This is a genomic window from Ignavibacteriales bacterium (assembly GCA_026390815.1).
Classification (GTDB): Bacteria; Bacteroidota; Ignavibacteria; order Ignavibacteriales; family SURF-24; genus JAPLFH01.
The window spans coordinates 25,192-50,019 of the sequence record JAPLFH010000053.1; the positions used below are offsets into that span (position 1 = coordinate 25,192).

A 24,828-nucleotide genomic window follows, 5' to 3' on the forward strand; every position below is an offset into this window, starting at 1 on the left:
TTTTAGAAATGTTATCTCTTCTTAGTTGTAATTTAATGAGGTGTAAATGCTTACCGGAAATTATCTTGATCTGTTCAACCAACTAAAGAAAAAAAATCCACAAAAAAGATTAATCCATAATGAACTGCTCACTTTAGCTTATGGAACGGATGCAAGTTTCTATCGATTAATCCCAAAACTTGTCGTTCAGGTTGAAAATGATGATGAAGTAATTTACGTTTTAAAAAAATGCACCGACTTAAAACTACCTGTTACTTTCCGCGCAGCTGGTACAAGTCTATCCGGCCAATCGATTTCGGATTCCGTACTTGTTATGCTTGGTACAAGCTGGAATAAATTCAAAATAAATGAAGATGCTTCTCAAATTTCACTTCAGCCAGGAATTATCGGTGCGCACGCAAATTTATTTTTAGCTGCTTATAATAAAAAGATCGGTCCCGATCCGGCTTCTATAAACTCTGCTATGATTGGAGGAATAGCCGCTAACAATGCCAGCGGTATGTGCTGCGGTACAGCGCAGAACAGTTACAAAACTTTATCTGGAATGAAAATAATTTTTCACGATGGTAGCACTCTTGATACTAATGATGAAAAAAGCAAAAGGGATTTTCTAAATTCTCACGGAGAAATTATAAGTAGAATCACTTCCCTATCCGAACAAATAAAATCTAATCCAGAACTTGCCGACCGGATAAGCAGAAAATTCAAAATGAAAAATACAACCGGCTTTAGTTTGAATGCGTTTGTGGACTTTGCGGATCCAATTGAAATAATCCAGCACCTAATGATTGGAAGCGAAGGAACACTTGGTTTTATTTCGGAAATAACTTACAACACATTGCCAGAATTGGCAGATAAAGCAACTTCCTTAATGATTTTTCCGGATTTGATTTGCACAAGTAAAGCAGTTGCCATTTTAAAGAAACAAAAAGTTGAAGCTGTTGAACTAATGGATAGAGCTGCACTTCACTCTATTGAAAATAAAGAAGGGATGCCCGTTTATTTAAAAGAATTGGATGAGTGTGTTGCTTCTCTTTTAGTCGAAACCCGTTCAGTAAATAGTGCGCTGCTTCAGGTTCAGGTTGATGAAATAATAAATTCTTTAAATGATATTCCAAAAGTATTTCCAATTTCTTTTACAACAGATAAATATGAGTTTAATAAATTGTGGGATATTAGAAAAGGACTTTTCCCTTCAGTTGGTGCAATGCGAAAAACCGGAACAACAGTTATAATTGAAGATGTTTGTTTTGCAGTGGAACAGCTTGCTGAAGCTGTTGCCGATCTGCAATCGCTTTTCAAAAAACATCATTATGATGACGCAATAATTTTTGGGCATGCTCTGGAAGGAAACATTCACTTTGTTTTCAAACAGGATTTTAATGTTGATTCTGAAATTACCCGTTATAAAAATTTTATTGATGACGTAACAAAACTTGTTGTTAAAAAATACGATGGTTCGTTAAAAGCCGAACATGGCACCGGAAGAAATATGGCTCCTTTTGTTGAACTGGAATGGGGATCGGAGGCTTACCAGTTGATGAAGGAAATAAAAAGTATTTTTGATCCGAAAGGAATTCTTAATCCTGGTGTTATTTTAAATAGCGATAGTACAGCTCACATAAAAAACCTTAAACCGCTCCCATCTGCAAATTCAATTATTGATAAATGTATTGAGTGCGGCTTCTGCGAAATAAATTGCCCATCAAAGGATTTGACTCTTTCACCAAGACAACGAATAGTTGCCTGGAGAGAAATATCCCGGTTGCAGACAACGCGGGAAGATCCAATCCTCTTAGAAACTTTAGTTGATGAATTTGATTATTATGGAAATCAAACCTGCGCTACCGATGGTTTGTGTGCTACAAGCTGTCCAGTAGAAATTAATACCGGCAACCTGATAAAAGAATTACGAGTTGAAAAAACATCCAGCACTGCAAATACTATTGCCGATATCCTTGCCAATAATATGAAAGGTATAACCGCAAGCATGAGAGGAATGCTAAACCTTGTTGGAATTGTTCATACAATAATTGGCACCACCGCAATGGAATTCATTTCGAAATTTCTACGAAGAATTTCCGGAAGCAAAATTCCTTTGTGGAATAAATATATGCCTCACGGAGCAGATAGAATAAAGACAACTTCTCTTAACCAAAAAACAGAACTGAAAGTTGTTTACTTTCCAAGTTGCATAAATAGAAGTATGGGTTTATCTAAACACAGTGATGAAAAAAAATCTTTAACAACAACAACTTATTTATTATTAAGAAAAGCCGGATATGAAGTTATCTATCCCAATAATCTTTCGAACCTTTGCTGCGGAATGGCTTTTGCAAGCAAAGGATTTAAAAAGCAAGGAGATGCAAAGGCAAAAGAATTGATTGAAGAATTACAGAAAATTTCTGATAATGGAAAACTTCCTATTCTTTTTGATATGAGTCCCTGTTTATACAGAACAAAAGAATATTTATCAAATCATCAGCCCAACAAATTTTCAGATCAATTTAAAATTTATGAACCTGTTGAGTTCATCTCCAATTTTTTAATGGATAAATTAATTTTCAAAAAGTTATCGGAAACTATTGTTATACATTCTACTTGCAGTAATACAAAACTTGGCTTAACGGAACAACTTATAAAAATTTCCGAGGCTTGTGCAGAAAAAGTAATCAATCCTTACAATGTTGGGTGCTGCGGCTGGGCTGGGGATCGAGGTTTCACTTATCCAGAGCTAAATGAATCTGCATTAATGAATTTAAAAAGTTCTATCTCTGACGATTGCAAACATGGTTATTCTACAAGTAAAACCTGCGAGATTGGTCTATCACTTCATAGTGGGATTAATTACGAATCAATAATTAACTTGGTGGATAAGTGTACTGATCCGAAGGTAATCAGTTAATTCACTTTTACTTTCGATTTTACTATTTGGGTTTTATAGGTGTTTTTTAAAAATAATTCCAGCTCTGCAAGGGATGGAATGTAGAAAACATTTTTAAATTTATTAAGAACCTCATCCTTTCCATTAGCAAGAGCTTGCCCACCTACAATTATTTTTAATCTGGGGAATTCTTTCTTTACTTTCTCAATTAAATCAAGCAGCCTTAGAACATTAATATAAAAAGTTAGTGAGATTGCCAGAAGGTGCGGCTGCTTTGTTCTTATTAATCTAAACAGTTCTGATACCGGAGCATTTGCACCAACCAAAAAAGTTTCCCATCCATTCCATTCAAATAAATCAGCCACTATTTTGGCGCCAATCTGGTGGAACTCTTTGGGAACGCAGGCAACTATTACTTTTTTATTTCTTTTTTCTTTTGAATGCAAAGCTGCATAAGTTAAATCAATCATGCATTCAGTAATTGATGTTGCAACGTGTTCTGTTGCAACACAGATTTTGTCACTTTCCCAAAGTTTACCTATCTGGTATAAAGATCTTTGGAAAAGACCTTTATATAAATTTATGGGATCAACTTTATGTTCAAGTAAATGGACAACTATGGCAGCACATTTTGCTTTATCCCCTTCAATCAAAGATGACATATATTCCAAATAGAGAACTTCATTGATCATTTTTTTAAATTTGATTCTGTAGTTAAATATAAAAACAGAATTGGAAGAGATTTAATTCCCGACTTCTGAAAATACATTTGGAATCAATCTTCACCATAAATTTTTCCATAAAGTTCGTTGTACAGCTTCCGGCTTTCATTTATAATTTTGTATGCATCTTCTTTACCAAGGAATCTTTCTACTACAACATTTTTGTGTTCCAGTTTTTTATAATCTTCAAAAAACCTTTTAAGCTCAACAATAAAATGAGGGGGTAGTTCAGATAAGTCGTTTGCATAATTTACAGACATATCATTTTTAGCAACCGCAACAATTTTATCATCTTTCTCATTGTCATCTACCATGTGCATAACCCCCAAAACTTTTGCTTCGATGATGCACAACGGATCAACATCTATTGAGCAAATCACTAAAATATCCAGAGGATCTTTATCATCACAATAGGTTTTTGGAATGAAGCCATAATTTGCCGGATAATGAACCGAAGAAAATAAAACTCTGTCAAGTTTTAATAAACCGCTTTCTTTATCAAGCTCGTATTTTGCTTTAGATCCTTTGGGGATTTCTATTATTGCATTTACAAATTCTGGAACAAATTTTCCAGTAGTTACACCGTGCCATGGATTACTTACCATAATTCCTCGTTGGTTGATTAAATATTTTGGTTTAATTTATTCAATACTCCAATAGAATGCAAGAACCGAAATTTCAGTTAGGAAATTTATCGGGAACTCCACAATCAATAATTTTTGTTAGAATTATTTTGAAATTTTCATAGAATAAGAATAGAACTTACTTAAAAAGCAATCTATTAGAAGTGAAGATTCTATATAAAAATAAATTGAGTTATTACCAGTATTGAATTGATTAAATATTTTAAAATTATCAACCCATCAAATTGGAGGGTATTGTTTAAAAGATGAGTTTGTTAGAACAAAAGAACCATCCATTTGGGTGGTAGCTTTTCAGTTTACGATATGTTAATCATGTATCCTGAATTCATTTAATTAGAAAATAAGGAGTGATTATGGTGAAAGTTTTATTTAATCCGGAAGTTTCTCACAAACGAAGGAGAAATGATTAATAACTACAAATAGAAAAGGAGGTTAGAATTTTTTAAACAAAGAGTTACTTTACTTAATTATTGGTTTGAGAAGTAATTGTAACTTGGAAAAACAGCTTAACTTTTTCATAATCTTTAATAATGTTAGAAAAAGAAATGCAAATAGCTGGAGCGTTTATCAAAACTATCCTCGTCAAATTCAATTTTTTTTACAATATAAATATGAACAGAACTAATAATTCTTGTATACGTTTTACAAATATTTTTTTTCATTTAATAGGAGAAAAGAAATGATTAGAAGGTTACTTTTTCTTCTTCTTCTTTCCCTCACTATGTCCCAGGCTGTATTTGGTTCGGGAAAAATTAAGGGAAAGATAACTGATTCACAATCAGGTGAAGCACTTGTTGGTGCAAACGTAATTGTAGTAGGTACCTCATTTGGTGCAGCTTCAGATATTGATGGAAATTTTCAGATTCTTAATCTATCTGCAGGCACATACAATCTACAGGCATCATTCATTGGTTATCAATCAATTACTTTGAGCAATATCAGAGTAAATGACGAATTAACTTCAGAAGCTGATTTTCAACTTCCTCCTGAAGGTGTGACAGTTCAAACAGTTACTGTAACAGCATTAAGACCACTCGTTAATAGGAGTAGTACAAATGCAAATCGTATTACAACTACTGAAGATATTCAAGCATTACCTGTAAGAGGTCTTAATAATATCCTGGCATTAACACCAGGCGTTAACTTGCAGGATAATACAATCTTTGTACGAGGTGGCAGGCAGGATGAGGTTGGTTTTTACCTGGAAGGAGCAAATATAACCAATCCGGTTGTTGGAGGTAGGAAAGTAAGTATTATCCAGGATGCAGTTGAAGAAGTTCAGGTACAGGCTGGCGGTTATACTGCTGAGTTCGGTGGTGCGAATGCTGGTATTATTTACTCACAATTCAAATCCGGCACATCTAATTACAAAGCAAGTATAGAGTATACAACTGATAATGTTACTTTTAAAGGAAAGGACAAACGTTTCGATGGTGAAAAACGTCTTGGTTCTTACTGGTATGGTTATACTGAATTTACCGGAACTTTGAGTGGACCCGTTATAGACAACAGGTTTAAACTTTTCGGTTTGGTAAATTATCAATACCAGAATGATGCTAATCCACAGCGATTTCCGGGAATGAATCTCGGATGGATTGTAGACCCCACAACTCAAGATTCTGTAAACTTTAGTTATCCAGCCGGTTCTCTTTATAAGAATTCACTAAATAAAATTACTGGAACTGGAACACTAACTTTAGATTTTAATCCACTAATTTTCCGCCTTGTTGGCACTTATTCAGCTCAAACAACATATAATACCTGGAGTGCAGCGCGCGTTGCCGGGAATGTTGCTAATATGCTAAACGCGGATAGAATTGAACCTATTGATAGAAAAGACGGTGCATTTAGTTTAAAAGCTACACACATATTATCTCCAGAAACATTTTATGAGCTGAGCGCGGGTTACTCATTTAGTTCAACCCATATTTACGATCCATATTTAAAAGATAATATTGAAAGCTATGGCGATAGTGTTGCCAATGCCCAGGTTGGATTTATTTGGACAAGACGCAATGTAAATACCACTCGGTACACACGTCAACCACAGTACACTATTTATGATTGGTCAATCAATTCACCTGGTGATGTTGTTGCTGACTATACTAAAAATAGAAACGGTAATTTTAATGTAAGCGCTGCATTTTCTTCTGTTCTTAAAAAGACGCATACAATAAAAATTGGTGGTGAATTGCAGCTTTATACAATTAGAAATTATCAATTTGGTAATGAAGGTATCTTTACGTTATCCGGATTGCTTGCAAACATGGGTCCTACAGACACAAAGAGATTAATTTATATTGGAAGAGGTGTAAATAATTACGGATATGATTTGTATGGTAATGAATATAATGGTGAAGATAATACAATTACCGGAGCAAATGCCCCTCATAAACCAGTATTTGGTGCTGCATATATTCAGGATAAAATTGAATATAATGACCTTATAATCAATGTAGGTTTCCGGTTTGATTATATTAATGTGGATAATAAGGCGCTGAAAAATCCAGCAAGACCTGAAGAAACTTTTAATAAAGATACCAAAGAACTGCTTGGAGATGCAAATGGAAATCCTATCGGTTTGGTAGATGTACCAACATTTAATGCAATAAGTCCCCGTTTAGGTTTTTCATTCCCTGTTACTGATAATACAGTATTCCATGCTCAATATGGAAAATTTGTTCAGCAGTCAAGATTAAGGGATATGTATCAGGGTTATTATACAACATCAAATAACTTAAGCGGTGGATTCTTCATCCCAGCCCCTATTGGTTTTTCAGTTAGACCAACAAGAACAACACAGTATGAGATTGGTTTTACCCAGCAAATAGGAGAAATAGCTTCCTTCGATATTACGGGTTATTATAAGGACATTGCTGACCAGGTTGTTTATGATCAAGCATATACTACCAATTCAAGATATGGTGCTTATGCTGTTTTAATAAATGGAGATTTTGCAACAACAAAAGGGTTGGAAATTTCCTTTAATATGCGCAGACAGCAAAGATTTCAGGTTAATGGGTCAATTTCTTTTCAGGATGCACAAGGAACTGGATCTTTTCCAAATTCCAATAGAGGTATAGTCGGTGCTCCACTTGATGGCGTTACCCGATTTAAACCTCAATATATTTCTCCTCTTGAATTCAATAATGGAGTAAGAGGCACATTGAACATTGACTATCGTTTTGGAAAAGATGATGGTCCTTCGATTTTACAAGAATTCGGAATAAACGCACTGTTAACATTCAATAGTGGACACCCATATACAACCGGTACTGGTGGTGCAAGCCTTGAAGCTGATGCGCGTGATAGGCAACCTATTGAACCTTTAGGCTCTTCTACTACTCCATGGAATTACCAGGTTGATTTACGTATTGATAAGTCGGTAAGCTTTTTTGATAAAGTAAAATTGAATATCTACGTTTACGTAATAAACCTATTAGATACCAGAAATATTCAAAATGTATTTATGAGAACCGGCTCAGCCGAGGATGATGGATACTTAACAACCCCAGGAATAGGATTGGAAAGAGGTTTGGCAAATCCTGAATATGCGAATTTGTACCGCGCTGTAGAACTGGGTTATTATGAACAATGGTCTGCTGCAACAACAGGCGCGGCATATACCACAGCACCTAATATTTTTGGACCACCTAGACAGATTAGATTAGGTATCAGGCTTGAGTATTAATGGTTCTTAATCTAAAAAATAAATACAAGGAGATTAAATAAATATGAATACTAAAACAATTAGTTTCCTGCTTCTCTTGGTGCTTGGATTTACTCTTAGCATTAATGCAGAAGGGGATAAAAAAGATTGGAAAAAATTAACCAAAGTACAGGTTGAAGCCTCCCCAATCAGAACATTTTTAAATATTAATAATGTATTTACTGTTATTAAAAATGATGGAATTACAGATATTGATAGAGACGAACAGAATTCTGGATTAATTTTTCCAAAGGGAAGTGGAAAAACTGCATGCTTCCAGACTGGTTTACTATGGGGTGGAAGAGCCCCCGGTGATCCTCAAGTAAGAGTCGGTGGTACTTTTTATTCTACCGGACTTCAGGGTGGAAAAATAACGGATAGCGGTTTACCTTATGATCAATTACACTCAACTACAAACGAAGATCCTTTATATAGAATATATAGGGTGCGGAGAGACGTTTATCCAGGTGGACCCACAGTGGATTTATCATCTGAAATTAATAGTAATGAAGGTTCTGCTGCTCAAATCAGAGCACAATATGAATTAGACTGGGATCAATGGCCAGCCACTGGTGGAGCACCGTTTGAAGATAAAAATGGAAACGGTACTTATGAACCGGCAACAGATATACCTGGTTTCCCTGGTTCAGATCAAACAATTTGGTGCGTAGCTAACGATCTGAATTCCGGAAATACCCGTGACCTTTATGGAACACAACCGATGGGAATGGAATTGCAGATGACTTACTGGGCTTATAACCGGGCTGGTGCATTAGGAAATATGTTTTTTAGGAAATATATTCTTATTAACAAAAGCAATGTAACTTATGATAGCGTGTATGTTACTCTTATATCTGATGTTGACCTTGGAAATGCCACAGATGATTATGTAGGATGTGATACAACTTTAAGTTTAGGCTTCTGCTATAATGCTAATGCAGTTGATGCTACTTATAATCCTCTTCCACCACCTTCAATAGGATTCGACTTTTTCCAGGGTCCTCTTATAAAAGGTATAGCCGGGCAAGATAAAAATAAAAATGGTATTGATGATGCTTTAGACTATGGTCTCCGTAGCGGCAAACGTATTGGTCCAGGATGGATAAATATACCTATGACTTCCTTCTTTTATTTTGCAAGAGGTGATGCAAACGTAACAGACCCAACTCGAAGTGCTGTTGCTGGTGCAACTGAAATGTATAATTTCTTCCAGGGGCGCATTGGCAAAACAGGACAATTTTTTGTAGACCCAAATACTGGTAGACCTACTACTTACGTAATGCCCGGAGATCCATTAACAGGCCAGGGTTGGCTTGATGGACAAATATTATCTGCTGGCGACCGGAGACAGGGGCAAGCATCTGGTCCATTCACTATGGCGCCTGGTGATACACAAGAAGTTGTTGTTGCAGAATTATTAGCAGGTGCAATCCCAGGTGTGGATCGCATTTCTGCAGTTGGTCTTCTAAAATTTTATGATAAAACTGCACAAGATGCTTTTGATAATAATTTTGATTTACCTACAGCTCCTCCCACACCTGAAGTTAATATACCAGGCAGTTATGATCCGGTTGCAAAGGTAAATTATGCACTTGATAAAAAAATTATTCTTGATTGGGGAGAAAATACAAATGCAGTAAAAGCAACTGAGGATTTTGAGGCTAAGGGATATAAATTTGAAGGATATAATGTTTATCAATTACCAAACATTTCTGCCTCAATAAGTGAAGGTGTTAGAATTGCAACTTACGATGCTATAGATAATATTTTAAAAATAGAAGGTCAATTCTTTGATATTTCTACTGGCGCAGTTGCAGTAAAAGTACAGCAATTTGGTAATGACACTGGATTAAAGCGCTACATAGAAATAACAACTGATGCTTTGAAAAGCGGTATTCCGCTAATTAATGGAATCAAATATTATTTTGCAGTTACTTCTTATGCCTTTAATCCAAATGCAACTATTACAAATTTGGAAAACCCTCTAACAATTTATACAATCATTCCAACTAGTGTTGCTCCAGGAGAAATTGTACAAGATTACGGTAACACTTCAGCAGCAAATATCAAGCATACTGGCACTGCTGATGCCAGAGTTAACGTATTAGTTGTGGATCCGACAAAATTAACTGGTCATGAATATCAAGTATTTTTTGATCAGCAAAGTTATTACCTGGATTCAGATGGAATTTGGAAAACCACCAACTTTCCTGATTCAATTGGTAAGAAGTTGGGGAAAGATGTTTCTCCTTCTACATTAGATTTAAGAGCTATATATGCAACCAGACCCGGAACAATAGATTTAAATTTTACTTTAAATCTTGTTTCTCCAACAGAAGCATATGCCGACGGAATAACACTTACTTTACCGCAAGGCATGGTTATTAATAGTGCAGCTACAATAACTGCTGGCGGAGGAGATGTTACTCCTATTGTTGAAGGCAATGTAATTAAATATGGTTTAGTACAAGGTGATACTACCCAAAATGGTTTGTTTCATGGAGGAGAAGTATTAAGAATAAATGTTAATTCATTTACTTTACCATTAAGCGTTAACTACATCATTCACGATGATGGTTATGGATCTGGAGGCAACCCGATAAATGCAACAGGAACAGCAACGGTTACCAAGATAGGAAATCATTTTGTAACGCAGAACCAATGGAATGTAAAGGATATAACAACAGATAAAGTGGTTTTAGAAGACCAGACCATATTTTCTGGTTTAGATATTTATGCGGGCGAACTAGGTCCTGGTGGTTCTACAAAAAGTTCTGTAAAAAATGTTGGAGTTGAAGCTAATATTATTCTAGATGGTTTACAATTCCAGGTAATAGGTAGTTTTCTTGCCCCAACTGTTTATGATCATTTAACTTTAAATGGCAGACCTCTTCCGCTGGGAGATGGTACTGGAGATCCTTGGGATTTAACTGACTATAGAGCCTTTGGTAATGCTACCGGCACTGCAAACGAAGCTGTTGGATATGGAACTTTAACCATTAATGATTTGCAGCAGGACTATGAATTTAGATGGACAGGTGAATTGGGTGATACAGTTATTAATGGGCAGACTATTCAAATTACAAAATCTGGTGGATCATATGCCACAATGTATGGTGCCAGGCAGTATAGCATAGCTAATCATCCTCTTAATCCTAATCCAGGCACAGACGCCAGATTTTTGGTCCGTGTTCCATTTGAGGTTTGGAATTTGGATAAAAACATTCAGGTAAATTACCAAATTTATGATCGTGGACAAGCTAATCCAGCGGCAAATGGCTTTAAGGTTTGGAATACTGATGCCAGGATGTATTGTGAGATTATAAATACTCCTTATAAAATGGAAGTAGTACCCGATCAAAGCCCTAATGCTACCTGGACTAATGTCTGGTACAAATCAAGATTTACAAAGGGAGATGTAATTGGTATGTATTTCGCAAATCCAATCCAACCAGGATTAGATTTTTATGCATTTACTTCTCTGGCTCCAAATTATTCTGTTACAAAAGCAAAAACTGATATAAACAAAATAAATGTATTCCCTAACCCATATTATGGAGTAAACTCCGAAGAGTTAAATAAATATAATCGCTTTGTAACCTTTACTCATTTACCGGATAAAGCAACAATCAGATTATTTAATCTTGCAGGTATTTTAGTAAAAATAATTAATAAGGATAATAACTCAACCTATCAAAGATGGGATTTGGCAAATGACAACGGTTTACCAGTAGCAAGCGGATTATATATCGCATATATCGATATGCCCGAACTTGGTAAAACTAAAATCCTAAAGGTTGCTATCATTCAAGAGCAACAAATCTTAGATAGGTTTTAATAACTAACAAAGTTTAATTTAAGGAGTTTATAATGAAAACAATGAATATTTTTATGGTATTATTCCTTGTTCTCATACTGGGATTGAATACAGCATATGCGGGTGCAGGTAACCGAACTGGTACCGGCGGCGCTTCGCAGTTGCTAATCCCTGTCGGAGTTCGAGGTATTTCAATGGGTGAACAGGGTGTGGCTACTTCCAAGGGAATTGAAGCACTTTTTTGGAATCCTGCTGGAATTTCGAAAATGCGAAATTCTACCGAAGTAATATTTTCTCATATGAATTATATTGCTGATATCGGTCTTGAATATGGTGCTGTTGCCTCTAATGTTACTGGCTTTGGTACGGTTGCCCTTAGTGTTAAGTCACTTTCAGTTGGAGATATTCCAGTAACTACTACTCGTGATCCTGATGGAAACGGAACAATGTTTTCACCTCAATATATAACAGCCGGTTTATCTTTTTCCAGATTATTGTCTGACAAGATTTCTGTTGGTCTTACTGCAAATTTTGTTACAGAATCACTTGGCAATGCAAGTGCGAGTGGTCTTGCATTTGATATAGGTGTTATGTATGATAATTTAGCTGATCTATCAGGATTAAGCTTTGGCATTGTTCTAAAAAATCTGGGTCCTCAGATGAAATATGATGGCTCTGCTTTGTATGTTCAGGCTGATGTTACAGATTTTGGTAGACCACCACAGTACTACAAAATAACTACTGCTGGATTTGAGTTACCAACTGTATTCCAACTCGGTTTTGGTTACAGACCTCAAATTGATGAAGTAAATAATTTACTGGCTTCAGTATCATTTCAAAATAATAACTTCTCCGATGATGAATACCGGTTAGGTTTAGAATATGGATATAAAAGTACATTTTTTATACGAGGTGGTTATTCATTAGCACCACAGGCATTAAAGGACAATTATATTTATGGTCTTACTGCCGGTTTAGGAGTAAATTACGAGTTTGAAGGTATTGATTTAAAAGTAGATTATGCGTACAGAGATGTAAAGTATTTCGATGCAAATCATATTTTCTCAATTGGAGTTGGATTCTAAAATTCAACAATTCCTTTTATTCAAACCCCGTCAGAAATGCCGGGGTTTTTTATTATCAGCAACTAATAATTATTTGAAGAAATATCTTTCATCTTTATATTTGGCTATAATGCAGGAATTATAATGAAAGGGTTGATCCAGGTAGCGGGAATAGTAGACATGGCAGAAGCCCAAATGGTAATGGAAATTGGTGTACACTATCTCGGTTTTCCGTTAAGACTAACTGTAAATAAAGAAGATACCACCGAAGAGGAGGCTGTAGAAATAATCAAATCCATTAAATACCCGCACAAAAGTGTATTGATAACCTACCTGAATAAAGCGGAAGAAATTATTGAGTTCTGCAATAAGTTAAATGTAGGGGTTGTGCAGCTTCATGGAAAGATTAAAAAAGAGGAATTAGAAAAAGTTAAAGCTATTAAACCTGAAATAGAAATTATTAAAAGTTTGGTTGTTCGTAAAAATAATTATTCAGAGCTGGTAAAAACTATTGAAACACTTTTACCATGGACAGATGCTTTTATAACCGATACTTTTGATCCATCAACCGGAGCTGAGGGTGCAACGGGTAAAACACACAATTGGAAAATCAGTAGAAAACTTGTTGAGCTATCTCCTAAACCGGTTATTCTTGCGGGTGGACTTAATCCGAACAATGTTAGACAAGCAATTCTTGAAACCAATCCTGCCGGGGTTGATGTTCATACCGGTGTGGAAACAAAGGACGGAAGAAAGAGTTACGATCTTGTAAAAAGATTTGTTGAGGAAGCTAAAATTGCTTTTTCCTTATCATAAAAATTTTGTGTTTGTTCATTCAAATAAAACAGTTTCAAATTGAACTCAATATATATTTTTAGGAGGAATAAAAATGGGAATCTTTGGTAAAGGTAAAAGGATATTTGATGCAATCGGCAAGATTAAGGGTCCACATTCTTTTATGATTCAAGGAAAGAAAATAACTTGCCAACATTGTGGTGGTGAAAAGTTTGAAAAAGGTTCTGCCTTATTAAATACAGCAGGTTTAACTTTTTTAGATCTGGATTGGGCTAATAGATCTGCAACTATTCTTATCTGCACATCTTGTACTAAAATACAATGGTTCCTTAAAGAACCGGATGTTACAGATTTATAAATAATTTATTTAGGATAGTTATGAAACTAAAAATTTTATTGCCCATAATTTTAGCAATTATTATTTTTTCATTTTGTATTGCTCAAGAAAAATATGATGTCTTTTCATTCGAGCAGGAATTAACTCTACCCGGTACACCAGAAATAATTTATGATGCAATTACTGGCGACATAAGCGGATGGTGGGATCATTCATTTTCAGAAAAGCCATATAAACTTTATATCGACGCTAAACCTGGTGGTGGCTTTTATGAAATATATAACGAGTCTGGTGATGGGGTTCTACATGCCACTGTTATTGTTGCCGATCGTGGTAAGATGTTAAGGTTTGATGGTCCGCTTGGACTTTCTGGCAAAGCAGTTCAATTAGTTACAACTTACTTTTTTGAACCGGTGGGAAAGGATTCAACAAAACTTAAATTGGAAGTTCATGCTTCCGGAGAAGTTGAAGAAGGAACTTCAGCGATAGTAGAAAAGGTCTGGCACCACTTTTTATTCGAGAGGTTTAAACCATACATAATTGAAAAGAAATATTTAATTAAAAAATGAGAATGTGATGAAGTAATATTTTACCAGGAACGTGAAGATAAAGTTGCTAAAGTTATTTCTTCATTTTTTTTCTCTGGAATATAATATTTATTCTTTTTGAAGAACCGGCTATGTTATCATAAATGTGATCCAATTATTTAAGTTGGCTGTTGTTCAATATGGGCAGCAGGATTTCCTTCCGATTTATCTACCCAGGCTGCAAGCACAATATCACCGGTAACATTAACAACAGTTCTACTCATATCAAGAACTCTGTCCACTCCAAGAATAATTCCTATTCCTTCAGCCGGAATGCCAACTGTTTGTAAAACCATAACAACCATCGGTAAAGAGCCGCCGGGAACACCTGCTGTACCAACTCCCGCAAGAATTGAAAGTGCTACAACTAAAAGCTGTTGACCAATATTTAAATCAATGCCATAAAATTGAGCTAAGAACAAAACGGTTATTCCTTCATACAAAGCGGTACCATTTTGATTTGCAGTTGAACCAACAGTTAAAACGAAGTTGGAGATGTCCTTATTCAATTTTAATTTTTCTGTGGCAACTCTTATTGATGTTGGAAGAGTTGCATTAGAAGAACTTGTAGAAAATGCTGTAATAATAACTTCAGTAATATTTCTAAAAAATTCTTTCGGACTTTTTCTGGCAGCAAACTTTATTATTGCTCCATAAGTAATTACAAAATGAAGTGTCAATGCAAACATCACAACAAAAATATATTGGGCAAGTGTTGAAATAATTTGAAATCCAAGTTGCGAAGCAGTAGAAAAAATTAATGCTGCAACGCCAAATGGAGCTAACCTCATTGCAAAATCAATTATCTTCATAACTACATCGTACAATCCCTGAAGCACTTTAGTTAATCCTTCAGTTCTTTCCGACTTACTAACTGCCATCGCTATTCCAAAAATTAACGCGAAGAACATGATTGAAAGCAATCCGCCACCACGGTAGTTTGGATCGAACGCGCTAACAATATCTACAAATGGATTACGAGGAATTATTTCTACAAGGATTTGAATTAAATTTTTTGATTCCTTTGCAGTACTAACAATATTTGAAACAGCCTGGTTGTTAGAAAGAGTTTGCATCAATGCCTGCCGGTTTGCGGCGGAAATGCCAACACCGGGTTGAACAAGGTTTACAAGAATAATTCCAATCAAAACTGAAACAGCGGTAATAACAATAGTAAATGCCAACGATTTAAATCCAACTCTTCCAATCTTCCGGATATCACTGAAGTCTGCAACACCAAGAACAATTGCGGTAAAGATGAGTGGGACAATAATCATAAAAATCATTCGCAGGAAAATCTGCCCTGCTGGGTAAGCAATGTTACTTACAATCCACTGAACCTGCGGATTACCATTTAGAAATATATTGCAAAGCAATCCGGCAATAAGCCCAACTGCCAAACCGATAAAAATCCTGGTGTGTAATGGAAGTTTTTTCTTCATAAAAGTAATTCAACTTTTGCTTTTGCAAAGTTAGGAAAATATTTTTTGGCGGGAAAGGAGAATCTGAAAAGTAAGTTCAAATTAAACAAACAAGGCTCCCGATCGATTCGGAAGCCTTGAAACTATTTTAATCTATTCTAATACCAGAGTCATAATAGAGTGCGCCGTGCAATCGGTTTTAACTATGCTGTTATCGAGCCAGGTATCAAAATTAATATTATTTTCTGTTTGGTTCATAACTACTACAGCTATTTTACCATCAGGATTAATAAAGGCAGTTGCTAAAAGATCATCGGAATTGGAAGAGCATATTATTCTCTTTGCACCGGGGCGTATGAATTTTGAAAAATGTCCGAGATAATAAAATGAATTCATGTATGTAAGTTCACCAGTTTTGGTATTACAGATAATTGGAGCCATACAAAAATTCCCAACGTGATTTGGTCCACCTTGCTCATCAAGAATAACATTCCAGGCAGTCCAACCCGCAGCCCAGTTGTTTAAATCATTAATCATCGATCTTCCAAAAACTTCTCCCCATTTCCATTGATTAAGGCTGTCAGGATAGAAAGTAGCTTCAGTGCCTTCTGTAAAAACCAATTCTTTTTCCGGATAAGCATCGTGTAATAATTTTACATTGTTAAAATGATCTCCAACATACCAATGAAATCCTGTTCCCCAAACATATTTTGAAGCCTCTGGATCATCGTATAAAACTTTTGCACGCTGGTACATTAAGCCACGGTTATGATCCCAAATCATGAGTTTAAGATTTGATAATCCGGCACTTTTTAATGTTGGTCCCAAATAATTTTTAACAAAATCTCTTTCTTCTTCAGCAGTAAAAATACAAGATTCCCATGTTTGAACAGCCATTGGTTCATTCTGAACTGTTAATCCCCACATCGGTATTCCTAACTTTTCATATTCTTTTACAAAGCGTATAAAATAGTTTGCCCAGGTTTGATTGTATTCGGAAAGTAATTTACCTCCTTTCAGCATATCGTTGTTTGTTTTCATCCAGCCAGGAGGGCTCCATGGAGAAGCAAATAATTTCATTTCATTGCCAGCTTTATTAAAAGCTGCTTTTATAAAAGGAATTTTAAATTTAAGATCATGTTCAATTGTAAAGTGTTCCAAATTTTTGTCACCAGGCACTTCAGCATAAGTATAACTGGAACTTGAAAAGTCGCTGCTGTGAATTGAAGTACGGCAAAGTGAAAAACCAATTCCTTTTTCTTTATCGAAAAATGCCGTTAAAATTTCCTGCTGTTTATCTACTGGCAATTTATAAAATGTTTCAGCGGATGCATCTGTCAATGCGCCACCAATCCCAACCAAAGTTTGAAAAGTTTTATCTTTATCAAGTACAATAGTCGGTCTTCGTTCATCTGGTTGTACAAGAGTTTCAAAACTTAAAGATTCTTTTAGGGCAATTCTGTTGTTTGTGTTTTGGGCGGTTAAATAAACATTTACTTTCTTATAATGATTTTTAGGTGAAGCTTTACCGCTGATTGCCGGATTTTCTGCTGAAGTACTAATTCCAGATAGACAAGCAATTAGTATAACAGTTATGAACACACCGGGCAGCATTTTTTTAATGATTAACTGCATTAATTTTCTCCTGAAAAAAAATTCTATTTTAAAATACTTTCTAAAGATAAATAATTATGAATAAAATATTATATCAATTATTTGAAATTAATGACACCAATTGTTTAAAGATGCTTCTGTTTTCTCTTTAAAATGAATCGGAACAGTTCTTAATTAACTATTCCTTAACGGCTGTACCAAACAATGGAAAATATTTATTCCCATTATTAGCAAGCTTTTCTAACCACAACTCCTCGAGTGTTGAAATATCTTTAGTGTAATTATAAGTTGCATCTTCCTTGGGTTCAAGCTGGTCTAAAATTTCAAATACAACACCACTTTCACCATACTTATTCCAGGATTCCTGAAGGACTTTTATTTTATGCGATCCAAACTTCAACTCAAATTTATGTCTGTTGAAGATACCATTTAGATTTTGACTGCTGCCAATGTAAATACTGTCATCAAGTAAATTTTTAATCTGATAAACTCCCATAGGCGGGTGAGTTAATTTATAATTTCTTTTTATTTCTGAACGGCTTTCCATTTTGCTTTTTCCTGTATGTAAGGATTTCAATTTGCTGAGTTTAACTATTTATTCTGCTTCCGATTTCTTTATAAAAACTGAAGCCAGAACACTTACAACCAAACATAAAATAATTACCCCAAGTGATATCTCAACCGAAATATGAACATATCCGGAAATGAGCATCTTTATTCCCACCAAAAATAAAATAACTGAAATACCATATTTCAGGAATCTGAATAAATTTAGAATACCAGTAAGTGCAAAGAACAAGGAGCGTAATCCCAGGATGGCAAAAAGATTTGAAGTGATAGCAATAAAGGAATCCCTGGTGATTGCAAGTACCGCGGGAATGGAATCTACCGCAAATATAACATCGGTGGATTCAATAAGAATCAATGTAATAAAAGCTATGGTTCCATATGTTTTTTTATTCTCTTTTACAAAAAAATGATCCGAATTATAATTCATCTTGATTTTTAAAAATCTGGATGCAAGTTTTACAAAAATATTTTTTTCAGGTTCAATCTTTTCATCTTTTGCCGTTAGCATTTTATAAGCAGTATAAATAAGAATTGCGCCAAATACATAAATCATAAACTCAAATTTTTCAATTAAGCTTACACCAGCAATAATGAAAAGTATCCTTAAAACTACAGCACCCAATATTCCCCATTTTAAAATTCTTGGTTGGTTTTTATCCTGGATTCCCATAACAGAAAAAATCATTATAAAAACGAAAAGATTATCAACTGAAAGAGAATACTCTACCAGGTAGCCAGCAACAAATTCAAAGGCTTTCTCACCACCGTTAGGGAAATAGAAGTAAATAGCGCAGGCAAAAACCAGAGCAGTTACAATCCAAATGAGGGACCAGATGAGAGCAATTTTAACTCTTATCTTTCCTTTCCGATGATCTGTAACAATCATATCTATGGTAAAAACAGATATAAATATCAAAATGAAGATTAGCCAAAACGCAAAATGAATTTCCATCATCTTTAAATTACAATTGATTTGTTGCTTTGAAAATAAAGCAACATTAGCGAAAAAGCAATTTTAAAAATGGAAAGAAGTAAGAACTTAAGTAAGATAAATTTAGTAAGATGGGTTAACTATTAAATCTTGATTCTTCATTCTTAACTCTTATTGGTTCTGGCTTTGATTCTTTAATAATAATAGAAACAAGAACTGAAATTAATAGTGTTAGAATAATAAATCCCAGCGAAGTAATAATTGGAATCTGATACCATTTGGAAATCAACATTTTTATCCCAACAAATAGAAGTATAAAAGCTACACCGCTTTTAAGAAATCTGAACATATGCATTATCCCTTCAAGCGCGAAAAAAAGAGAAATTAAACCGAGTACAGCAAAAACATTTGAGGTAATAACAATAAAGGAATCTTGCGTAATACCTAAAATTGCCGGAATAGAATCCATAGCAAATACAATGTCTGTTGTTCCAATCAAAATAAAAATAAGAAACAGAGTTGTTGCATAAATATTCCCACCCTTTTTTAGGAAGAAGCGAAAACCATCCTGCTTGGTTTCGATTTTAAAATATTTTGAAGTAGCACGATAAAACATATTCTTTTCAGGCTCAATTTCATTATCATCCATAAAAGCCATTTTATAAGCGGTATAGATTAACACAACTCCAAAGATATAAATAAAGAAATGGAAGCGATGAATCAGCTCAACTCCAAAAAGTATAAAGACTATGCGAAGAAAGATTGATAGTAAAATTCCAATTTTTAACATTTTGGGTTGATTATTTTCAGTTATACCCATAACTGAAAATATCATAATGAAAACAAAAAGATTATCAATCGATAGAGAATACTCTGTTAAATAACCGGCAATAAATTCAAATGCTTTTAACTTTCCTTCCGGAAAAAAGAAATAAATACTAACACCATAAAAGAGAGCTACAGAAATCCAAATGCCGGTCCACATTAATGCAGTTTTAATTTTTATCCTACCATCACGATGATTGGTAACAAACATGTCTATAGAAAAGACAATAATAAAAATGGAAATGAATGCGATCCAGAAGAAAAAGTGTGTGTTCATGATTTTTAACAAAAGTTTATTTTAGAAATATTGGAATTAGCGTAATATATATTCCAGCAATTATTGCAGTAGTAATTACTCCACTAATGTTTGCACCAATTGCTTCTGCCAGAATTAAAGAATCTGGGTTTACCTCGTGAACTGATTTTTGTGCAACTTTAGCAGTTGTTGGTACACAGCTTACACCAGCAATTCCAATAACAGGATTAAATTTTCCTTTTGTTATAAAATACATTATATATCCACCAATGATTCCACCAATACCTGAAAGCAAGAGAGAAACAATTCCAAGTACAAGCAGAATTAATATTTTTGGATTTAAAATTAAATGAGCCTCACACAATACACCAAGCAGCAATCCTAGAAAGAATGTTGAACCATATAGTAATGGGCCACCGATAAAATCAATTAAATGCTGAAGTCCAGATTCGCGAATAGCGACACCAACAAATAAAGATAAAAACAGTGGTGCCGCAACTGGAAACATTAAACACAAAACTGTACAAGTAACAACAGCAAAAGTCATCTTCTCCGAAGAAGTAATCGGTCTCACTCTCTTCTTAGGTGGTTCCATTTTAATCGCTCTAAGTTTTTTAGGAACCAATAATTTAATTAAATAAGGATAACCTCCATACGTTAATCCTAAATAGAGATATGCCACTACGGTAATTGGAACAAACAATTCTTTAGACAGAACTAAGGAAGTGAAGAGTACCATTGGTCCATCTGCTCCACCAACCATTGCAATTGATGCAGAGTCTCTTAAATTCAAACCAAGTGCATAAGCTATTGGAACTGTTGCAAACGTACCAAGCTCTGCACAGATTGCCAGAAACATACTTAAAAACGGGCGGGCAAGTAAAAAACCTACATCAAGCAAAACACCAATACCCATAAAAACAAAGCAAGCGATTAAACCATTACTGAATGTAAATGTATAAATTGGCTGGAGGAAGTTGATTTGCAAAGCATCAAGAAGTAGTTTAGGATCTGTAATTAAAGGATCAACAAAAAGATTTCCCTGGGAGCCATTAGGCATAAAAAGAATTCCGCCATTTATTGCAGCCATACCCAATCCCATAGGAATCATAAGCAGCGGTTCAAGTACTCCTTTTTTTCCAAGGTATACCAACAGCATGCCTAAAAGCATTAGTCCAATTCGAGCAATTAAAATTATTGGTTCTGAATTAACAAGTGTTGCTATTCCTTGAAACAGATTTAATATGTCGTTCGGATTCATCAGTGTCCTTTACATTAATTTCATCACATCACAATTGTTCGTCGTCTTTGGATAACCGTATAAACCAAAAAATTACTTTTATTAAAAATGCAACGAAGAACGAAATCACTATTGCGATTCCATACATAAGCAAAGTTTGTAGGATTATTTTGAACAAATTAGTCTTCCATTAATAAAAATATTCTTTGAATGAACATGGATACATAAAATTATAAATCATTCACACTTAATTTGATTTTAGTGTTCTGATCAATTACCAATCTCAATAAGTATATCACCTTCCAGTACCGGATCACGGGGATTTACTTTTATTGCAGAAACAATTCCTTCTTTATCGGATTTAATATTATTCTCCATCTTCATTGCTTCTAATGTTAGCAAATGATCACCAATTTTAACAACATCCCCAACTTTAACATTAATATTCAATATTGTGCCTGGTAATGGAGATCTTATAAATCCAACACCTTTAGGAGCTGAGGGTTCGGCAGTGCGTTTAATTGATTTTGAAATATCTGTAGATGGTTCAGCTTTAGAGCGTATTAGCGTAGGTGTTTTTGTCTGCTGAATTTTTTTATCTACTTCAACGCTGTACTTTGTTCCGTTCACAACTACTTCAGCAACATTGTCTTCAATATTTACAATATCAACATCGTACTGGTTCTGATTAATCTTAAATTTAAATTTCTTCATTTTATTTCTCTTTGATTATCTTCTTGGATTTTGTCTTAAGCTGTAAATCTTAGAACTCCATGGAGAATATGGACGAATAACTCTTTGCATTGTTAACATCATCGATTCGTAATCATGTACATCTTTTAAATAAAGATGAATTGCTAAACCAATCGCTGCGTAAACTTCACCTTCTTTTCCTAAACTGCTGGCTTCTCTTTGTACTTCTTCCATTTCCTTAAAGGAACTTCCGAATTCAATCCGCTTGCTTTCCTTCTTCTTAAAAAATTTCATTTCTATTCCCTCTTTTATAACGGAAGATTATCATGTTTCTTCGGAGGCATCGAATCTTTCTTTGTTGCTAAAGATTGTAAAGCTCTAATAATTCTGAAGCGCGTATTTATTGGCTCGATAACATCATCGATGAAACCATACTTAGCGGCAACATAAGGAGAGGCAAATTTATTCCTGTATTCATCTTCTTTCTTCGCCAGGAATTCAACTCTTTCTTTTTCATCTGTAATTTCAGAAAGTTCTTTGTTGTGAAGAATTTCTATTGCCCCGCGTGGACCCATAACTGCTATTTCGGCTGTTGGCCATGCGTAATTGATATCTCCGCGTAAATGTTTTGAGCCCATTACATCATAAGCACCACCATATGCTTTACGAAGTATTACAGTTATTTTGGGAACTGTTGCTTCGCCATAAGCATAAAGTAATTTTGCTCCGTGAATAATTATTCCACCATATTCTTGAGCAGTGCCAGGTAAAAAGCCAGGTACATCCACTAATGTTACAATTGGAATATTGAATGCATCGCAGAAGCGAACAAACCGTGCTGCTTTTCGCGAGGCATTTATATCAAGTACACCAGCTAAGTAGCTTGGTTGATTTGCCACAATTCCAACTGGTTGCCCATTAAAGCGGGCAAAGCCAATGATTATATTTGGTGCATAATGTCTTTGTATTTCAACAAATTCATTGTAATCTGTAATAAGATGAATAACATCTTTCATATCATAAGGTTTGGAAGAATCCTCAGGGATAATATGGTTTAAAGTATCTTCTAATCTTTCAATCGGATCGTCACAAGGAATGACTGGCGGATCTTCCAGATTATTTTGCGGCAAATAGCTCATTAGTTTCCGAATCAATAATATTCCTTCCTGCTCATCATCAGCAACAAAATGTGCTACTCCTGATTTTGAACCGTGAACCATAGCACCGCCAAGTTGTTCATCAGTTACTGTTTCACCAGTTACTGTTTTTACAACTTTGGGACCAGTTACAAACATATAGCTTGTATCTTTCACCATTATTGTAAAATCAGTTAATGCTGGGGAATAAACGGCACCACCGGCACAAGGACCAAAGATAGCAGAGATTTGCGGAACAACTCCAGAAGCCATAATGTTGCGTTGGAAAATTTCGGCATAGCCGCCTAAACTTTTTACACCTTCCTGAATACGTGCACCGCCAGAGTCGTTTATTCCAATTACAGGTGCACCAACCTTCATAGCTTTGTCTAAAACTTTACAAATTTTCATAGCATACATCTCAGAAAGCGAGCCGCCAAAAACTGTAAAGTCCTGAGAAAAAACATAAACTAATTTCCCATCAATTGTTCCATATCCAGTAACTACTCCATCCGATAAAAAATCCTGTCCCTTCAATCCAAAGTCAATACATCGGTGCGAAACAAACATATCGAATTCTTCAAAACTTCCTTCATCCAAAAGCATATCAATTCTTTCGCGGGCAGTAAATTTTCCTTTCTTATGCTGCGATGCAATTCTTTTTTCGCCACCGCCTAAACGTGCTTTATCGCGCATCTCCATCAATTCTTGAATTTTGTCTTCAATAGCCATCGCTTCTCCTGATAAAGTTTATTTCATTAATAATTCGTTTATAAGTAAAACTAATATGAAATTCCAAATTCCAATCCCGCAGTGCGGGACTAAATCCCAAACAAATACTAATATCTAATTTCCAATAAAACAGATTAATTTTTAGTCATTTGAATTTAGTTGTCTATCAGTATTTGAAATTTAGTATATCATATTTTTATTTATGTTCACACAACTCAGTTAAAACGCCGCCTGTTGATTTTGGATGAAGGAAAGCAATGTTTAGTCCTTCTGCACCTTTGCGTGGAGTTTTATCAATAAGTTGTATTCCTTTTGCTTCAACTTCTTTTAACACATTCGCCAAATCATTAACAGCAAAAGCTATGTGATGAATTCCTTCACCTTTTTTTTCAATAAACTTGGCAACTGATCCATCTTCAGAAGTAGATTGTAATAATTCAATTTTAGTTTGTCCAACCATAAAAAAAGCAGTCTTTACTTTTTGATCAATCACTTCCTCAACAGCATAGCATTTCAATCCAAGTATATTTTCATAATACTTAATTGATTCATCCAAATTCTTAACTGCAATTCCAATATGTTCAATATGTGTAGGATTCATTCCAACTCCATTTTTTAGTTTAGAGTGAAGAACGTAGAGTGAAGAATTAAAAAAGTAGAATATTCTTCATTCCTCGTTCTTCACTCTTAGTTCTACGTTCTTAGTTCTATGTCAAGTCCTAAAATTAATTTACACTTTTAGCTTCTAACTTCTATTAGAGCATGAGCTAACGGAAGGAGGGCGTAGCCCGACTGGAGTTAGCTCATGCTCTCTAAAAATTTTCTTTAACCTCTCACGCTGATACTTTTCA

Annotated in this window: 19 protein-coding genes; 7 read left to right on the top strand and 12 right to left on the bottom strand. The window is 34.9% G+C overall.

Annotated elements, in window-relative coordinates:
- The first annotated feature begins 46 nt into the window (after positions 1 to 46).
- Entirely contained in the window at positions 47 to 2,905 is a 2,859-nt protein-coding gene (locus NTX22_15940) for an FAD-binding and (Fe-S)-binding domain-containing protein (protein MCX6152017.1), read from the top strand.
- Here NTX22_15940 and NTX22_15945 read toward each other — a convergent pair.
- Both NTX22_15945 and NTX22_15950 read right to left on the bottom strand, forming a co-directional pair.
- Positions 2,902 to 3,576, bottom strand: coding sequence for a cobalamin-dependent protein (locus tag NTX22_15945; protein ID MCX6152018.1), 675 nt, complete (start codon positions 3,574 to 3,576; stop codon positions 2,902 to 2,904). The two genes, NTX22_15940 and NTX22_15945, sit on opposite strands and share 4 nt — an antisense overlap.
- A gap of 83 nt (positions 3,577 to 3,659) precedes the next feature.
- Positions 3,660 to 4,211: an inorganic diphosphatase gene (locus NTX22_15950; GenBank protein MCX6152019.1), complete on the bottom strand. Its 552-nt coding sequence runs from the start codon at positions 4,209 to 4,211 to the stop codon at positions 3,660 to 3,662.
- Between the two features lie 718 nt (positions 4,212 to 4,929).
- On the opposite strand from NTX22_15950, the gene NTX22_15955 reads away from it, so the two are divergent.
- The 6 genes from NTX22_15955 (at position 4,930) to NTX22_15980 (ending at position 14,541) form a co-directional block, all read left to right on the top strand.
- On the top strand, positions 4,930 to 7,941 hold the full coding sequence (locus tag NTX22_15955; protein ID MCX6152020.1) for a TonB-dependent receptor: 3,012 nt from the start codon (positions 4,930 to 4,932) through the stop codon (positions 7,939 to 7,941).
- Between the two features lie 43 nt (positions 7,942 to 7,984).
- On the top strand, positions 7,985 to 11,797 hold the full coding sequence (locus NTX22_15960) for a T9SS type A sorting domain-containing protein (GenBank protein MCX6152021.1): 3,813 nt from the start codon (positions 7,985 to 7,987) through the stop codon (positions 11,795 to 11,797).
- A gap of 32 nt (positions 11,798 to 11,829) precedes the next feature.
- The gene (locus tag NTX22_15965) at positions 11,830 to 12,861 is read left to right on the top strand and encodes a PorV/PorQ family protein (GenBank protein MCX6152022.1); all 1,032 of its coding nucleotides are present in this window, start codon (positions 11,830 to 11,832) and stop codon (positions 12,859 to 12,861) included.
- Between the two features lie 123 nt (positions 12,862 to 12,984).
- Positions 12,985 to 13,656 carry a phosphoribosylanthranilate isomerase gene (locus NTX22_15970; protein MCX6152023.1) on the top strand — a complete coding sequence of 224 codons (672 nt, stop codon included), beginning with the start codon at positions 12,985 to 12,987 and terminating at the stop codon, positions 13,654 to 13,656.
- A 73-nt stretch (positions 13,657 to 13,729) separates the two neighbouring features.
- Complete coding sequence (locus tag NTX22_15975) at positions 13,730 to 13,993, top strand: hypothetical protein (protein MCX6152024.1); 264 nt, start codon at positions 13,730 to 13,732, stop codon at positions 13,991 to 13,993.
- Between the two features lie 20 nt (positions 13,994 to 14,013).
- Complete coding sequence (locus NTX22_15980; GenBank protein ID MCX6152025.1) at positions 14,014 to 14,541, top strand: hypothetical protein; 528 nt, start codon at positions 14,014 to 14,016, stop codon at positions 14,539 to 14,541.
- A 137-nt stretch (positions 14,542 to 14,678) separates the two neighbouring features.
- Here the strand turns inward: NTX22_15980 and NTX22_15985 are convergent, their stop codons facing one another.
- The 10 genes from NTX22_15985 to mce all read right to left on the bottom strand — a co-directional run bounded on the left by NTX22_15985 (position 14,679) and on the right by mce (position 24,578).
- Positions 14,679 to 16,001 carry a dicarboxylate/amino acid:cation symporter gene (locus NTX22_15985; GenBank protein ID MCX6152026.1) on the bottom strand — a complete coding sequence of 441 codons (1,323 nt, stop codon included), beginning with the start codon at positions 15,999 to 16,001 and terminating at the stop codon, positions 14,679 to 14,681.
- A gap of 132 nt (positions 16,002 to 16,133) precedes the next feature.
- Complete coding sequence (locus tag NTX22_15990) at positions 16,134 to 17,615, bottom strand: glycoside hydrolase family 30 protein (protein MCX6152027.1); 1,482 nt, start codon at positions 17,613 to 17,615, stop codon at positions 16,134 to 16,136.
- 157 nt (positions 17,616 to 17,772) lie between these two features.
- Positions 17,773 to 18,141: a GIY-YIG nuclease family protein gene (locus tag NTX22_15995; protein ID MCX6152028.1), complete on the bottom strand. Its 369-nt coding sequence runs from the start codon at positions 18,139 to 18,141 to the stop codon at positions 17,773 to 17,775.
- Between the two features lie 48 nt (positions 18,142 to 18,189).
- Positions 18,190 to 19,119, bottom strand: coding sequence for a TerC/Alx family metal homeostasis membrane protein (locus tag NTX22_16000; GenBank protein MCX6152029.1), 930 nt, complete (start codon positions 19,117 to 19,119; stop codon positions 18,190 to 18,192).
- Positions 19,120 to 19,231: 112 nt separating this feature from the next.
- Positions 19,232 to 20,197 carry a TerC/Alx family metal homeostasis membrane protein gene (locus NTX22_16005; GenBank protein MCX6152030.1) on the bottom strand — a complete coding sequence of 322 codons (966 nt, stop codon included), beginning with the start codon at positions 20,195 to 20,197 and terminating at the stop codon, positions 19,232 to 19,234.
- 16 nt (positions 20,198 to 20,213) lie between these two features.
- Positions 20,214 to 21,437, bottom strand: a complete 1,224-nt coding sequence (locus NTX22_16010) for a sodium ion-translocating decarboxylase subunit beta (GenBank protein ID MCX6152031.1) — start codon at positions 21,435 to 21,437, stop codon at positions 20,214 to 20,216.
- Between the two features lie 249 nt (positions 21,438 to 21,686).
- Positions 21,687 to 22,130, bottom strand: coding sequence for a biotin/lipoyl-binding protein (locus NTX22_16015; protein ID MCX6152032.1), 444 nt, complete (start codon positions 22,128 to 22,130; stop codon positions 21,687 to 21,689).
- Between the two features lie 15 nt (positions 22,131 to 22,145).
- Positions 22,146 to 22,403, bottom strand: a complete 258-nt coding sequence (locus NTX22_16020; protein MCX6152033.1) for a hypothetical protein — start codon at positions 22,401 to 22,403, stop codon at positions 22,146 to 22,148.
- 14 nt (positions 22,404 to 22,417) lie between these two features.
- Positions 22,418 to 23,977: an acyl-CoA carboxylase subunit beta gene (locus NTX22_16025; GenBank protein MCX6152034.1), complete on the bottom strand. Its 1,560-nt coding sequence runs from the start codon at positions 23,975 to 23,977 to the stop codon at positions 22,418 to 22,420.
- 196 nt (positions 23,978 to 24,173) lie between these two features.
- Positions 24,174 to 24,578, bottom strand: coding sequence for a methylmalonyl-CoA epimerase (mce, locus tag NTX22_16030; protein ID MCX6152035.1), 405 nt, complete (start codon positions 24,576 to 24,578; stop codon positions 24,174 to 24,176).
- Positions 24,579 to 24,828 lie beyond the last annotated feature (250 nt).

What these genes read in the sequence shown, in the direction of transcription:
- NTX22_15955 (MCX6152020.1), top strand. Translation starts at nt 4,930, where the DNA reads ATGATTAGAAGGTTACTTTTTCTTCTTCTTCTTTCCCTCACTATGTCC.
- NTX22_15980 (MCX6152025.1), top strand. Translation starts at nt 14,014, where the DNA reads ATGAAACTAAAAATTTTATTGCCCATAATTTTAGCAATTATTATTTTT.
- NTX22_15945 (MCX6152018.1), bottom strand. Translation starts at nt 3,576, where the DNA reads ATGATCAATGAAGTTCTCTATTTGGAATATATGTCATCTTTGATTGAA.
- mce (MCX6152035.1), bottom strand. Translation starts at nt 24,578, where the DNA reads ATGAATCCTACACATATTGAACATATTGGAATTGCAGTTAAGAATTTG.
- NTX22_15970 (MCX6152023.1), top strand. Translation starts at nt 12,985, where the DNA reads ATGAAAGGGTTGATCCAGGTAGCGGGAATAGTAGACATGGCAGAAGCC.
- NTX22_15960 (MCX6152021.1), top strand. Translation starts at nt 7,985, where the DNA reads ATGAATACTAAAACAATTAGTTTCCTGCTTCTCTTGGTGCTTGGATTT.
- NTX22_16010 (MCX6152031.1), bottom strand. Translation starts at nt 21,437, where the DNA reads ATGAATCCGAACGACATATTAAATCTGTTTCAAGGAATAGCAACACTT.
- NTX22_15975 (MCX6152024.1), top strand. Translation starts at nt 13,730, where the DNA reads ATGGGAATCTTTGGTAAAGGTAAAAGGATATTTGATGCAATCGGCAAG.
- NTX22_15990 (MCX6152027.1), bottom strand. Translation starts at nt 17,615, where the DNA reads ATGCAGTTAATCATTAAAAAAATGCTGCCCGGTGTGTTCATAACTGTT.
- NTX22_16025 (MCX6152034.1), bottom strand. Translation starts at nt 23,977, where the DNA reads ATGGCTATTGAAGACAAAATTCAAGAATTGATGGAGATGCGCGATAAA.
- NTX22_16020 (MCX6152033.1), bottom strand. Translation starts at nt 22,403, where the DNA reads ATGAAATTTTTTAAGAAGAAGGAAAGCAAGCGGATTGAATTCGGAAGT.
- NTX22_16000 (MCX6152029.1), bottom strand. Translation starts at nt 19,119, where the DNA reads ATGATGGAAATTCATTTTGCGTTTTGGCTAATCTTCATTTTGATATTT.
- NTX22_16005 (MCX6152030.1), bottom strand. Translation starts at nt 20,197, where the DNA reads ATGAACACACACTTTTTCTTCTGGATCGCATTCATTTCCATTTTTATT.
- NTX22_15985 (MCX6152026.1), bottom strand. Translation starts at nt 16,001, where the DNA reads ATGAAGAAAAAACTTCCATTACACACCAGGATTTTTATCGGTTTGGCA.
- NTX22_16015 (MCX6152032.1), bottom strand. Translation starts at nt 22,130, where the DNA reads ATGAAGAAATTTAAATTTAAGATTAATCAGAACCAGTACGATGTTGAT.
- NTX22_15940 (MCX6152017.1), top strand. Translation starts at nt 47, where the DNA reads ATGCTTACCGGAAATTATCTTGATCTGTTCAACCAACTAAAGAAAAAA.
- NTX22_15995 (MCX6152028.1), bottom strand. Translation starts at nt 18,141, where the DNA reads ATGGAAAGCCGTTCAGAAATAAAAAGAAATTATAAATTAACTCACCCG.
- NTX22_15950 (MCX6152019.1), bottom strand. Translation starts at nt 4,211, where the DNA reads ATGGTAAGTAATCCATGGCACGGTGTAACTACTGGAAAATTTGTTCCA.
- NTX22_15965 (MCX6152022.1), top strand. Translation starts at nt 11,830, where the DNA reads ATGAAAACAATGAATATTTTTATGGTATTATTCCTTGTTCTCATACTG.